The 13,777-nt window shown below is 56.4% G+C and carries 12 protein-coding genes; 4 read left to right on the top strand and 8 right to left on the bottom strand.

Annotated elements, in window-relative coordinates; genetic code table 11:
- Positions 1-43: 43 nt before the first annotated feature.
- The 5 genes from trmL to OOJ60_RS11950 form a co-directional block, all read right to left on the bottom strand.
- The gene (gene trmL, locus OOJ60_RS11970) at positions 44-517 is read right to left on the bottom strand and encodes a tRNA (uridine(34)/cytosine(34)/5-carboxymethylaminomethyluridine(34)-2'-O)-methyltransferase TrmL (RefSeq protein ID WP_205612617.1); all 474 of its coding nucleotides are present in this window, start codon (positions 515-517) and stop codon (positions 44-46) included.
- A gap of 43 nt (positions 518-560) precedes the next feature.
- The gene (gene lldD / locus OOJ60_RS11965) at positions 561-1,748 is read right to left on the bottom strand and encodes an FMN-dependent L-lactate dehydrogenase LldD (RefSeq protein WP_205612616.1); all 1,188 of its coding nucleotides are present in this window, start codon (positions 1,746-1,748) and stop codon (positions 561-563) included.
- Positions 1,745-2,521, bottom strand: coding sequence for a transcriptional regulator LldR (gene lldR / locus OOJ60_RS11960; protein ID WP_042286920.1), 777 nt, complete (start codon positions 2,519-2,521; stop codon positions 1,745-1,747). Before lldR ends, lldD begins: the two co-directional genes overlap by 4 nt.
- Complete coding sequence (gene lldP, locus OOJ60_RS11955; RefSeq protein ID WP_042286917.1) at positions 2,518-4,173, bottom strand: L-lactate permease; 1,656 nt, start codon at positions 4,171-4,173, stop codon at positions 2,518-2,520. The genes lldR and lldP overlap by 4 nt, the downstream gene beginning before the upstream one ends.
- 255 nt (positions 4,174-4,428) lie before the next feature.
- Positions 4,429-4,791, bottom strand: a complete 363-nt coding sequence (locus OOJ60_RS11950) for a YibL family ribosome-associated protein (RefSeq protein WP_205612615.1) — start codon at positions 4,789-4,791, stop codon at positions 4,429-4,431.
- Between the two features lie 288 nt (positions 4,792-5,079).
- On the opposite strand from OOJ60_RS11950, the gene OOJ60_RS11945 reads away from it, so the two are divergent.
- The gene (locus OOJ60_RS11945; RefSeq protein ID WP_042286912.1) at positions 5,080-5,289 is read left to right on the top strand and encodes a hypothetical protein; all 210 of its coding nucleotides are present in this window, start codon (positions 5,080-5,082) and stop codon (positions 5,287-5,289) included.
- Positions 5,290-5,300: 11 nt separating this feature from the next.
- Here the strand turns inward: OOJ60_RS11945 and mtlR are convergent, their stop codons facing one another.
- The 3 genes from mtlR to mtlA all read right to left on the bottom strand — a co-directional run bounded on the left by mtlR (position 5,301) and on the right by mtlA (position 9,080).
- Complete coding sequence (mtlR, locus tag OOJ60_RS11940) at positions 5,301-5,891, bottom strand: mannitol operon repressor MtlR (protein ID WP_042286909.1); 591 nt, start codon at positions 5,889-5,891, stop codon at positions 5,301-5,303.
- Positions 5,888-7,036: a mannitol-1-phosphate 5-dehydrogenase gene (mtlD, locus tag OOJ60_RS11935; RefSeq protein WP_199957450.1), complete on the bottom strand. Its 1,149-nt coding sequence runs from the start codon at positions 7,034-7,036 to the stop codon at positions 5,888-5,890. Before mtlD ends, mtlR begins: the two co-directional genes overlap by 4 nt.
- A gap of 130 nt (positions 7,037-7,166) precedes the next feature.
- Positions 7,167-9,080: a PTS mannitol transporter subunit IICBA gene (gene mtlA / locus OOJ60_RS11930; RefSeq protein WP_205612614.1), complete on the bottom strand. Its 1,914-nt coding sequence runs from the start codon at positions 9,078-9,080 to the stop codon at positions 7,167-7,169.
- Between the two features lie 652 nt (positions 9,081-9,732).
- Between mtlA and OOJ60_RS11925 the strand changes: the two genes are divergently transcribed.
- From OOJ60_RS11925 to selB, 3 genes are all read left to right on the top strand, one after another.
- The gene (locus OOJ60_RS11925; protein WP_042286899.1) at positions 9,733-10,341 is read left to right on the top strand and encodes a glutathione S-transferase; all 609 of its coding nucleotides are present in this window, start codon (positions 9,733-9,735) and stop codon (positions 10,339-10,341) included.
- Positions 10,342-10,440: 99 nt separating this feature from the next.
- Positions 10,441-11,832 (top strand): L-seryl-tRNA(Sec) selenium transferase, encoded by a 1,392-nt coding sequence (gene selA / locus OOJ60_RS11920; protein ID WP_205612613.1) that lies wholly within the window; start codon positions 10,441-10,443, stop codon positions 11,830-11,832.
- On the top strand, positions 11,829-13,676 hold the full coding sequence (gene selB / locus OOJ60_RS11915) for a selenocysteine-specific translation elongation factor (RefSeq protein WP_205612612.1): 1,848 nt from the start codon (positions 11,829-11,831) through the stop codon (positions 13,674-13,676). The genes selA and selB overlap by 4 nt, the downstream gene beginning before the upstream one ends.
- The last annotated feature ends 101 nt before the right edge of the window (positions 13,677-13,777 follow it).

The raw sequence follows: 13,777 nt of genomic DNA, 5'->3' as shown, positions 1-13,777 counted from the left end.
GATTCGTTGGCGGGGTAAGCGTAGCGTCGTCACCCGACAACCCTCAGCTACGCAATACCGCGCCGGGATACCCTAACTGTCGCCACGCCTCGTACACCACCACCGACACCGCGTTTGACAGGTTCATACTGCGACTGTCCGGCATCATCGGAATCCGAATTTTTTGCTCCGCAGGCAAGGCATCAAGAATGCTGGCAGGTAAGCCGCGCGTCTCCGGGCCAAACATCAAATAATCCCCGTCCTGATAGCTCACCGCGCTGTGGGCGGGCGTCCCTTTGGTGGTGAGGGCAAACAGACGCTGTGGCTTTTCGGCTTTCTGAAACGCCGCGTAATCACGATGGCGCGCCACGGCGGCAAATTCATGGTAGTCCAGTCCCGCACGACGCAGACGTTTGTCGTCCCAGGTAAAGCCCATCGGCTCAATGATATGCAGACGAAAGCCCGTGTTAGCGCACAGGCGAATGATGTTGCCGGTATTGGGTGGGATTTCTGGTTCGAATAAAACGATATTAAGCATGTTTGCTGCCCCTTCAATTGCGCGGGGCAGCATAGCACGTTCACTACGCGGCATCACCCTGCGCGAGGGGGGCCAGCGCCGCGGGAAGGTTGCCGATCTCCTGAACCAGCGAGTCTTTGCTGATTTCGCTAATGGATTTCGCGCCGGTCAGCGTCATCGCGACTTTCATCTCTTTCTCGATCAGGTTCAGCAGGTTGGCGACGCCCGCCTGGCCGGCGGTGGCCAGCGCGTAAAGATACGCGCGGCCCAGCAGCACGCTGTCTGCGCCCAGCGCAATCATGCGTACCACGTCCAGCCCGTTACGGATACCACTGTCGGCCAGAATAGCGATGTCGCCTTTTACCGCGTCGGCAATCGCGGGCAGGGCGCGCGCGGAGGAGAGCACGCCGTCGAGCTGGCGTCCGCCGTGGTTAGACACCACAATGCCGTCCGCACCAAAGCGCACCGCGTCGCGAGCGTCTTCCGGATCGAGGATCCCTTTGATCACCATCGGGCCGTCCCAGAAGTCACGGATCCACTCAAGGTCTTTCCATGAAATCGACGGATCGAAGTTATTTGCCAGCCAGCCGATGTAATCTTCCAACCCGGTTGGTTTGCCAAGATAGGTCGAAATGTTGCCTAAATCATGCGGACGACCGTTCAGGCCTACGTCCCACGCCCATTGTGGATGGGTCACCGCCTGCCAGTAACGGCGCAGCGCGGCGTTTGGACCGCTCATGCCCGAATGTGCGTCGCGGTAGCGCGCGCCGGGTGTTGGCATATCGACCGTAAAGACCAGCGTTGAACAGCCTGCCGCTTTCGCCCGCTCCAGCGCGTTACGCATAAAACCGCGGTCGCGCAGCACGTACAGCTGGAACCACATCGGACGGCTAAGGGTCGGCGCCACCTCTTCGATTGGGCAAACGGACACGGTGGAAAGGGTAAACGGAATCCCCTTCGCATCCGCGGCGGCAGCGGCCTGCACTTCGCCTCGACGGGCGTACATGCCGCAGAGGCCAACCGGCGCCAGCGCCACCGGCATCGACAGCTTTTCTTTAAAGAGGGTGGTTTCCAGGCTTAAGTCAGACATGTTTTTCAAAACGCGCTGACGCAGCGCCACTTCCGATAAATCCTCTACGTTGCGGCGCAGGGTGTATTCCGCATAGGCGCCGCCGTCAATGTAGTGGAACAGAAACGGAGGCAGAATGCGCTGGGCTGCGGCGCGATAATCGCTGGCTGCTGATATAATCATGCTTTGTTCTCCCTGGAATGCTCATTGTGGTCGCCGGGCAGGCGGGTGATTCGCGCCTGGCGGGCCTGATCTTCATCAAATTGTTTAATGGTGGCGTGGACGAAGCTGAGATGCGCCATCATCGCTTTACGCGCGCCGTCGGCGTCACCGGCAAGAATGGCGTCCATGACCGCCTGATGTTGCTCCGTCAGCTTTGCAAAGACCGGCGGGACAAGGTACATACGCTGGCGACTCTGTTTTACCGACGAGTGCAGTACGTCGAAGAATCCGCGCATGGTCTGCAACAGCACCACATTGTGTGACGCCTCGGCGATGGCGAGATGAAACCGAACGTCGGCCTGAGAGGCGATGTCCGGATCTTCGCTGAGGGTCGCGTCAAAGCAGAGCCTGATTTTTTCTTTATCTGCCTGGGTAGCGCGCAGGGCGGCATGCCAGGCGGTGCTGGCTTCGATGGCGTGGCGGGCTTCCAGAATGTCGAAGCTGTAGTCCGGGTCGTCGGCCATCAGCGTTTTGAGCGGCTGTACGATGTTTTGCTCAGACCACTCTTCATGCTGCCAGCGGACAAACGTCCCTCCGCCGCGACGGCTGAGCAGGACGCCTTCGCTCACTAATTTCGCCAGCGCTTCGCGCAAAGAGTTGCGCGACACGCCAAGCTGCTGGGCAAGCTGGCGTTCGGCGGGCAGCTTCATACCCGCCTCCAGTTGCTGTTCTTCAATCAGCGCCCGCACACGAGAGGCTATCTCGTCGGACAGGCGTTTTGGCATCACAATCACGGGATCATCCAGGTTAAGACATACGCCTGAAGCGTGGTGATCACGCCCACCATGCAGGTGAAGATCAGGCTGTGTTTGACGGTGAAACGGAACAAGTCCGACTCTTTACCGACCAGTCCTACTGCCGCGCAGGCGATAGCAATGGACTGCGGCGAAATCATCTTGCCGGTGACCCCGCCGGTGGTGTTTGCAGCGACCATCAGCACATCCGACACGCCAATTTGCTGTGCGGCGGTAGCCTGCAGCGCGGCAAACAGCGCATTGGATGAGGTGTCTGAGCCGGTGAGGAACACGCCCAGCCAGCCGAGGAACGGCGAGAAGAAGGTGAAGGCGCTGCCGGTATGCGCCAGCGCTAATGCCAGTGTTGACGAAAGACCGGAATAGTTAGAGATAAACGCGAACGCCAGCACCATCCCGATGGAGTAGATAGGCAGCGCCAGCTCCTTCAGGGTGCTGCCAAAGGTCTGGATGGCGGCGGAAGGCTTCATCTTTAGCCAGACGATGGACAGTAGCGCGGCGAACAGAATGGCGGTACCGGTCGCTGAGAACCAGTCGAATTTATACACGGCGGCATAGGCGGTTGCTTCGTTGACTACCGGCGGCATGCGGGCAATCAGCTTGTCCAGGAACGGAACCGGGATGTTAATCACCCAGTCGTACAGCGCGCCGCCTGGGGCGAACAGTGCTTTAAACGGCGGTACGCTCCACAGCGTCACGGTGGCGGTCAGGAACAGGAACGGCGACCACGCGCGAACAATCTGCCCGGCGGTGTAGCCAGTGCGCGCCAGCGTCTGATCCACATGGGAAGCCCCCATATCCGCAAAGCGGAAAATACGCACCGGCTGCCAGCGTTTCAGGAACAGCGTCAGGCAAACCAGCGACACCAGTGAGGAAATGATGTCCGGCAGCTCCGGACCGATAAAGTTGGAGCTGAGGTATTGAGCAATCGCGAACGAGCCGCCCGCTACCATCACCGCAGGCCAGGTCTCTTTAATGCCGCGCCAGCCGTCCATAATCGCCATGATCCAGAACAGTACGATGATGGTCAGGAACGGCAGCTGGCGGCCCACCATCTGGCCGATCTCAAAACTGTCCAGTCCGGTTACCTGCCCGGCAACCAGAATTGGGATCCCCATTGCGCCAAACGCCACTGGCGCAGTGTTGACGATCAGGCAAAGCCCGGCGGCGTAAAGCGGATTAAAGCCCAGTCCAACCAGCAACGCGGCGGTAATCGCCACCGGGGCGCCGAACCCCGCAGCCCCCTCCAGAAACGCGCCAAAGGAGAAGCCGACGATCAGCATCTGCAGGCGCTGGTCAGGGGTAATCGACAGAATCGACGAGCGGATAATGTCGAACTGCCCGGTTTTCACCGAGATTTTGTAGACAAACACAGCGGCGATAATGATCCAGGCAATCGGCCACAAACCATAGAAGAAACCATACACCACCGAGGCCAGCGCGCGATCGACCGGCATTTTGTAAAACAGCAGCGCCACAGCTAGCGCGATAACCACCGTCCACGAGGCGGCAACATAGCCTTTCAGCTTGAGCTTGATCAGCGCGAAGAAGAAAAACAGAATCGGGAGCGATGCGATCAGGCTGGACAGCCAGATATTCCCGGCCGGATCGTAGTTTTGTTGCCAGAGATTCATTGCAGGTCTCCTGAGGGCCACGCGCATAATGCTATGAGTCTGTGCTCATCTCGACGTCACATTATGTGTAAAAGTGGCCCTGCCAATATTGTTGTGTAGGGATAATGACAACAAATGGTTAACCAAATGTTATGTATTGGCAACGATAGTGTAAGGCTAAATCAGCGAAGTGTGAACCAGTGGACGCAAAGGAGGGGGATTGGTAGGGCCAATTTACGCGTGGATCAGGGCGGCGAAGCGCCACCCGTAACGCATTTAGAATTCAGTCTTTGAAAAGCCGGTCATTTCTTCCAAACCCATTTCACGGCCCAGTGCTGTCATTGGATGTACGACCACCAGACCACGCACGCTTTTTTTCAGCTTGCCCATATCGGCCTGCTCTTTTTTACTGATTGCGCGGCGGAACGGCATGTTCATCAGCTTTTGCGCTTCTTTGCTCAGTTTCTGGCTGTGCACTTCGCGCAGGCGGGCGATCTCCGTTTCGAGCGTGGTTTTCTCTTTTTCCAGCTCCGCGTACTTATCGGCGGCCTCGACCAGCGACAGTTCAGCCTGCTGGTGGCGAACAGTATCAAGGCGATCGCTCAGGCGTTTAATTTCGTTTTTTTCGACTTCTTTCATGGTATGGCTTCTGATAGAAATAAAGGGAATGCCCTATAGTATGCGCGCTGAGCGGGTTTCTTCACAATCAATCGCTAAAAAATAATCAAAACGGATAAGAATGGCCGCGCAGACATCATAGTTACCTGGCTGATAAAAAAGGCTTTTTGCCAGGAAAAGGGTCAGGCTCGCCATTTTCTGCGTAGGATCATGTTTAAGCACGTTTTCCTCAACCCGTTCGCGTTTCTGATCCTAAACTAAAATTGGCGGCTGCGTTTGTTTACAGCGTTGACAGAGGGAGGACTTCTCATGGCGAAAATGGGTGAAAATGTTCCACATCTGATTGATAAAGCGATTGATTTTATGGCCTCAAGTCAGGCGTTCCGGGAATACCTGAATAAAACGCCTGCGCGCGATACGGTCCCGAATGATATCCCGCTGGAGCATGCGAAGATGTATCTCGACCGGCTGGAATATTATCGGCAGCTGTATCAGCCAAAGCTGGAAGATAAGGTGTGAGACAACCGGGCCTATTTCTGGAAGGCTTTTTTTAAGCTGATTTTAGAAATCAGCTCAGTCAGGGAAAGCACCATTGTCGAGCGTACCGCTTGCTGGTAGCGCTGGATTTGCATGGCGTACAGCGCCGGGTCGGAGGCATCAAACTGCGGCGGCGGCGGTAGCGCCGTCACGCAGTGAAGTTCGCCGAACGGTCCGAGAATTTCATCGTCGGTAAACGCGTACTCATTGCCATCATGGTTCATCTCTTCACGCAGCGCCATCAATAGCTCCGCATCCTCATACTCTGGACGACTCAGCACGCCGAGGCCATAGATAAGTTTCAGGCGCACCGACAGATCGCCCAGCGGTCCGTCGCCGTCGAGTAACGGTTCTACTGCGTATTTCACCGCGTAGTCGTCTTTGCGAAACACCTGAAGCACCAGAATGTTCACCGCCTCGGTGAGTAACTCGACGGCGGTGATCAGGAAACTTCGTACGGTTTTGCCAGCATTCAGACGCTCAAGCACACGGTTTTCAAAGGCCTGGGTTTCTTCCATTATTGCCTGCATATCTGACAATCTTTCATTCGGGCGCAGGTTCGCCTGCGCCGTATTTTGCATCATTTGATCGCGTTATACGCGTTTACGGCCTCGGCCACGACTTCGCTGCTGGCATCCAGTCCGGAAACCTGCGCCAGAGCGGCCTGCGGGCCTTTGTCGGCAATCAGCGCCGCCAGTTCCTGCGCCTGCGGATCGTCTTCGCTACGGAAATGCATCGCCGCGGCAATGCCTTTCACCAGGTTCAGATGCGGCAGGCCATATTCCAGCGTGCCCAGCAGTGGTTTGATCAACCGATCACCGGCGCTCAGTTTCCGCAGCGGCTGACGGCCAACGCGCTCAACGTCGTCTTTCAGGTACGGGTTTTCGAAACGGCCAAGAATTTTCTGGATATACGCCGCGTGCTTGTCTGCATCAAAACCGTAGCGTTTGATCAGCACCGCGCCGCTCTCCTCCATCGCCCCTTTTACCACCGCGCGGATTTTCTCGTCGAGGATCGCGTCGCGGATAGTCTGATGACCGGTCAATTTTCCGAGGTAGGCGGTTATAGCATGCCCGGTGTTCAGCGTGAAGAGTTTACGTTCGACAAATGCCATCAGGTTATCAGTTAATTCCATTCCCGGGATGTCCGGCAGCGCGCCTTTAAACTGCGTTTTGTCGACAATCCACTCGCTGAACGTTTCAACGGTCACTTCCAGCGGATCGTGCGTAGCGGAGGCGGAAGGGGGAACAATACGATCCACCGCGGAGTCGACGAAGCCGACGTGCGCCTCCACCCATGCCTTGTCATCTTCCGCCAGCGCGTTCATGACATGGCCTTTCAGCTGCGTGGTGCCACGGACCATGTTTTCACAGGCGATGATGTTCAGGGGGGTGTCGATACCCTGCGCTTTGCGCTGCGCCAGCCCTTTTGCGATGGCAGGCGCGATGCGCTCAAGCACGACCGGACCAACGGCAGTGGTCACCAGATCCACTTGGGCGATCAGCTTAACCACGTCGTCGCCGATGCTGCTTACCGCATCAACGCCGGTAACGGTATCCACCTGCTCATTTTCACCCACCACGTGCACCTGATAGCTATGACGGGCGTTCAGGGCGTCGAGCACGACCTGATTTACATCAGCGAATGTCAGTTGTATCCCCGCGTCTGCCAGCAATTTGCCGATAAAGCCACGTCCGATATTACCTGCGCCAAAATGTAATGCTTTCATAGTAGTAACCTTCGTTAATGTTTTTACCCAAGAGGGCTGGGGTGAAAAGCGGTTCCTCACCCAAACCCTCTCCCTTACAGGAGAGGAAAATAGGGGCCCGGCAAACGCAAGCGCTACCGGGCAAATGCACTTACTTACGACCTGCCAGCAGCTCAAGCACTTCTTCGACGCTGGTGGTGTTAGCCAGACGTTCGATAACGGTTTCATCATCCAGCGCGTTGGTCAGGCTGGTGATCACCTGGATGTGCTCGTTATTGCGTGCGGCGATACCAATAACCAGACGGGCGATATCATCCTCTTCTTCACCGAAGCGAACGCCTTGCGGATACTGGCAGAACACGACACCGGTTTTCAGTACGCGATCTTTGGCTTCCACCGTACCGTGCGGAACCGCAATGGATTCGCCCAGATAGGTCGGGGTCAATTTTTCACGCGCCAACATCGCGTCAACGTATTCCGGCTCAACGTAGCCGCCTTTAACCAGTTGTTCACCGGCAAAGCGAATGGCCTCTTCTTTGGTAGCCGCGGTACGGCCGAGGAAGATGTTCTCCGCGCTCAGTTTGAACAGATGAGCGTTACTTTCGTCAAAACTGTCCTGCAGGCTGGTACGCACTTTCTCTTCATTGTCTGTGTGACGCTGCGCCGCAACCAGACGTTCGGTCAGGCTGGCGTACAGACCGCTGTCGAGGAAATTGGTCAGCGAAATATGCTGTGCCTGTGGAACCTGACGCATTGCGCGCTCGGTGAGATCGCGGTGGGTGATGACCAGGTCAACATCCGGCGGCAAGTTATTGATGGCGCTGTTGGTCACTGAAATCTGAGACAGACCGGCATCCTGTACTTTCTTACGCAACACGCCTGCGCCCATCGCGCTGGAGCCCATACCGGCGTCGCAGGCTACGATGATTTTACGCACATGGCTCAGGTCGTTGGTGACATCGCCCGCAGACAGCGGCGTGCCGCCTTTGGATTCTGCTTTCATGTCCTGCATACGACGGGTGGCCGCTTCAATGTCGTCTTCTTCTTTCACCTTGCTGGTTTTCAGCAGAATCGCCGAGACCACGAAGGAGACCGCCATGGCTGTACAGATTGCCGCGATGTTAGCGAAGTAGGCGCCTTTTGGCGTCATCGCCAGCACCGCCAGGATAGAACCCGGAGACGCCGGAGACACCAGACCACCGTTCAGCAGCGTCAGGGTGAACACGCCGGTCATGCCGCCGAGGATAACGGCCAGAATCAGACGTGGGTTCATCAGCACGTAAGGGAAGTAAATTTCGTGGATCCCGCCCAGGAAGTGGATGATAGCCGCACCGCCCGCAGACTGTTTTGCACTGCCACGACCAAAGAACATGTACGCCAGCAGCACGCCCATCCCCGGGCCCGGGTTGGCTTCAATCAGGAAGAAGATGGATTTGCCCATCTCGTGCGACTGCTGAATACCCAGCGGCGAGAAGATACCGTGGTTGATGGCGTTGTTGAGGAACAGGATTTTCGCTGGTTCAACAAAGATGGACGCCAGCGGCAGCATGTCATGGACAACCATGAAGTTGACGCCCGCCGCCAGAATTTTTGACAAACCTTCCACCAGCGGACCAATACCGAGGAATGCCAGAATCGCGAGGATCATCCCGATGATGCCAGCGGAGAAGTTATTCACCAGCATTTCAAAACCGGACTTGATCTTACCGTCTACCCAGTTGTCGAATTTCTTGATGCAGTAGCCGCCCAGCGGACCTGCAATCATGGAGCCGAGGAACATCGGCATGTCTGCGCCGACGATCACGCCCATGGTGGTGATCGCCCCGACCACGCCGCCGCGCTCGCCGCCCACCAGTTTACCGCCGGTATAACCGATCAGCAGTGGCAGGAGATAGGTAATCATCGGGCCGACCAGCTTCGCCAGCGTTTCGTTTGGCAACCACCCTGTCGGAATAAATAATGCGGTGATAATACCCCACGCGATAAACGCGCCGATATTTGGCATCACCATATTGCTGAGGAATCGACCAAAGCTTTGCACTTTGATCTTAATATCGGATGACATAAAAACACCCCTTCTTATGTTTGCTGTCGCGCAGGCCGGAAGCCCGAGGTTTTGTTAATGTGGCGGCAGAGGTAGCCGGACCCTGTAGATACTGCGAAATCTGGCACTGAATCGATCAGCTGTCCAGCCTGTGTCCTTTTATGTGATGTGAATCACATAAATATAGGGGGTAGGGAGGTATTTAATGTGATTTGCATCACGAAATGGTTGTATGGAAAAACATCAAAGTGGATTTTTGAACCATTAATGGCACAAAAATGTGATTTGTTTCACGTTTTTGTTTTATCGGTTTGTTGAATATTTGTGATTTAAATCACAATAAATTTTCAGTCGAATTTGCCCTGATGTGATGTAGCGCAGGTTCTGCGTTTTCCGCGCCATTGAGTTATTAACTGCATTTGCCCTTTATACCTTATAGAACATGCATTGTTCCTCATGAGGCTGATAGCAATGAAAACGTCTTTTTTATTTTCCTTGTCGTAACAGGCGTATATCGCATAAAACATATCTCTCATTTTCAGCACAACAGTGCGGTGTTTCGTTGGCAGTCTGCTAACTTTCATTCTCTTTGCACGCATCTGAGCCATACTGAATACTGTTGATTATTCTTTGGCGCATTGTCTTCCCCCTACGTTGGCATAAAGGACCCGGTATGAAACTCATAGGTAGCTACACCAGCCCGTTTGTACGCAAAATCTCGATTCTGCTGCTGGAAAAGGGCATCACCTTCGAATTTGTTAATGAACTGCCGTACAACGCGGAAAACGGCGTGGCGCAGTACAATCCATTGGGGAAAGTCCCGGCGCTGGTGACCGATGATGGAGAATACTGGTTTGATTCGCCAATCATTGCCGAATATATCGAACTGCTGGACATCGCCCCGGCGATGCTACCGCGCGAGCCGCTGGCGTCGCTGAAGGTGCGCCAGCTTGAAGCCCTGGCTGACGGTATTATGGATGCTGGCCTGGTGTCGGTGCGTGAACAGGCGCGACCGGCGGCGCAGCAGTCGGAAAATGAGCTTCTGCGTCAGCGTGAAAAAATCACCCGCAGTCTGGATGCGCTGGAAGGCTATCTGGTGGACGGAACCATTAAACCCGATACGGTGAATCTGGCGACTATCGCGATTGCTTGCGCCGTGGGCTATCTCAACTTCCGTCGCGTGTCGCCGGGCTGGTGCGTGGACCGTCCTAACCTGGTAAAACTGGTGGAAACCCTGTTTAGCCGCGAAAGTTTTGCCCGCACGGAACCGCCAAAGGCTTGATACGTATTATGTCCGCCTGAGCCATCTCACGTTACAATCCCCCTTATGTCGAAACGCCTCTCCGCATATGGAGAGGATCACCAACCGCCAGGCTATCCCATGACAACCGAAACGCGTTCGCTGTACAGTCAGCTTCCTGCCATTGATCGCTTATTGCGTGAAAGTGCATTTCTTACCCTGTGTGACAGCCACGGGCATACCCGTGTCGTTGAACTCCTTCGCCAGATGCTGGACGAGGCCAGAGAGACGATACGTGATACCCAGGCGCTGCCCGTGTGGAGCGACAACTGGGCGCAGGAAGTTAGCGTCCGTCTGCAGAAAGCGGCTCAGAGCGCGCTGCGTCCGGTAATCAATCTGACCGGTACGGTGCTGCACACGAATCTTGGTCGCGCATTGCAGGCGGAAGAGGCGATAGCGGCGGTGGCGCAGGCCATGCGTTCACCGGTGACGCTGGAGTACGATCTCGACGGCGCCGGGCGCGGCCACCGTGACCGCGCGCTGGCGGAGTTACTGTGCCGCATTACCGGCGCGGAAGACGCCTGTATCGTCAATAACAACGCGGCGGCGGTATTGTTAATGCTGGCGGCAACGGCGGCGGGGAAAGAGGTGGTGGTCTCGCGCGGCGAACTGGTAGAGATTGGCGGCGCGTTTCGCATTCCTGACGTGATGCGCCAGGCTGGCTGTACGCTTCATGAAGTAGGCACCACCAACCGCACGCACGCGAAAGATTATCGCCAGGCGGTAAATGAAAACACCGGGCTGTTGATGAAGGTCCACACCAGTAACTACAGCATTGAAGGCTTTACCAAAGCGATAGACGAGAGCGAACTGGCGCAGATCGGCCAGCAACTGGATATTCCGGTGGTGGCCGATCTTGGCAGCGGTTCGCTGATTGATCTCAGCCAGTACGGTCTGCCGAAAGAGCCGATGCCGCAGCAACTGATTGCCGCGGGCGTCAGTCTGGTGAGCTTTTCCGGCGATAAACTGCTCGGCGGTCCGCAAGCGGGTATTATCGTCGGCAAAAAAGAGATGATTGCGCAACTGCAAAGTCACCCACTGAAGCGCGCGCTGCGGGCGGATAAAATGACCCTTGCGGCGCTGGAGGCGACGCTACGGCTGTATCTGCATCCGGAAGCGTTGGCGCAAAAACTGCCGACATTGCGGGCGTTAACCCGCCCTCAGGAGGCGATTACCGCCCAGGCGCAGCGGTTACAGCTCTCGCTTGCCAAACATTATGCAAATGACTTTGCGGTCAGCGTGACGCCGTGTCTGTCGCAGATCGGCAGCGGTTCATTACCGGTTGATCGCTTGCCGAGCGCGGCATTAACCTTTACCCCGCACGACGGGCGCGGCAGCCGTCTGGCGGCGCTGGCGAGCCGCTGGCGAGCGCTGCCCGTTCCGGTTATTGGGCGGATTAACGATGGTCGCCTGTGGCTGGATTTGCGCTGCCTTGAAGATGAGACCCGGTTTATGGAGATGTTGTTGAAATGATTATTGCGACCGCCGGACACGTTGACCACGGGAAAACGACGCTGCTACAGGCGATCACGGGCGTGAATGCCGATCGTCTGCCGGAAGAAAAAAAGCGCGGGATGACGATCGATCTGGGCTACGCCTACTGGCCGCAGCCGGACGGGCGCGTGCTGGGTTTTATCGATGTGCCCGGACATGAAAAGTTTCTCTCTAATATGCTGGCGGGCGTGGGCGGTATCGATCATGCGCTGCTGGTGGTGGCCTGCGATGATGGCGTGATGGCGCAAACCCGCGAGCACCTGGCGATATTACAATTGACCGGCAGCCCGACGCTGACGGTAGCGTTAACCAAGGCCGACCGGGTTGATGACGCACGTGTGTCAGACGTTGAGCAGCAGGTACAAGAGGTGCTGCGTGAGTATGGCTTTGCCGGGGCGACGTTATTCGTGACCGCCGCCAATGAAGGGCGAGGCATTGAGGCGCTACGCGAACACCTGCAGCTGTTACCGGCACGCCAGCATGCCAGTCACCAGACCTTCCGTCTGGCTATCGACCGCGCCTTTAGCGTAAAGGGCGCCGGGCTGGTGGTGACGGGGACGGCGCTGAGCGGAGAAGTGCAGCAAGGCGACACGCTGTGGCTGACGGGCGTCAACAAACCCATGCGCGTGCGCGGATTGCACGCGCAAAATCAGGCGACAGAACGCGCGCATGCCGGGCAACGTATCGCGCTGAATATCGCCGGTGACGCCGAAAAAGAACAGCTGCGCCGGGGTGACTGGCTGCTCTCGGCAAAACCCCCCGAGCCGTTTAGCCGTATTATTGTGGCGCTGGAAAACCACGCGCCGTTAACCCAATGGCAGCCGCTGCATATCCACCATGCCGCCAGTCATGTCACCGGACGAGTCTCGCTGCTGGACAATAACCTCGCGGAGCTGGTTTTCGACACCCCGCTACTGCTGGCGGGTAACGATCGGCTGGTACTGCGCGATATTTCTGCGCGGGCCACGCTGGCGGGCGGGCGCGTGGTTGCGCTTAACCCCCCGCGTCGCGGAAAGCGTAAGCCGGACTATTTACAGTGGCTGGCGTCGTTGGCAGAAACCACCGACGATGGCGCCGCGCTTGCTGTGCATCTTCAGCGCGGAGCGGTGAATCTGCCTGCATTTGCCTGGGCGCGCCAGCTTAATGGCGACGGTATGCGACAGTGTGTCCAGCAGCATGGGTTTATCCAGGCAGGCGACAGTCTGCTAAACGCCCCGGTTGCCGCCCGCTGGCAGCGTAAAATTCTCGACACGCTGGCGACCTATCATGAGCAACACCGCGATGAGCCGGGGCCTGGGCGTGAACGCCTGCGGCGGATGGCGCTGCCGATGGAAGATGAAGCGCTGGTGCTGTTGCTGATTGAGCAAATGCGTGAAAGCGGCGAAATTCATAGCCATCATGGCTGGTTGCATTTGCCCGATCACAAAGCGGGATTCAGCGATGAGCAGGCGGCGATCTGGCAAAACGTGGAGCCGCTGTTTGCAGACGACCCCTGGTGGGTACGCGATCTTGCGCGGGAAACGGCCACAGAGGAGCAGACCATGCGCCTTGTGCTACGGCAGGCGGCACAGCAGGGAATGATTACTGCGATCGTAAAAGATCGTTATTACCGTAACGATCGCATTGTTGCCTTCGCCACGCTGATCCGTGAGCTGGATCAAGAGAGAGGGTCAACGTGCGCGGCGGATTTCCGTGACCGTCTGGGCGTTGGGCGTAAACTGGCCATTCAGATTCTGGAATATTTTGACCGCATCGGCTTTACCCGCCGCCGTGGCAACGATCATTTATTACGCGATGCGTTATTATTCCCGGCCAGACAATGACATTACTTATTTATATTTCAAATGAATTGAAATAATATAAATAGTGATTCCTATGAAAGCACATTTGTTTATTATCCTAATGTGCTTTTTTAATGTTTCTT

It is taken from the genome of Citrobacter sp. R4 (genome assembly GCF_026719175.1).
GTDB classification, from domain to species: domain Bacteria; phylum Pseudomonadota; class Gammaproteobacteria; order Enterobacterales; family Enterobacteriaceae; genus Citrobacter_A; species Citrobacter_A sedlakii.
The sequence above is the reverse complement of the archived record's forward strand: the minus strand, read 5'-3'. Positions and strand labels throughout refer to the sequence as shown.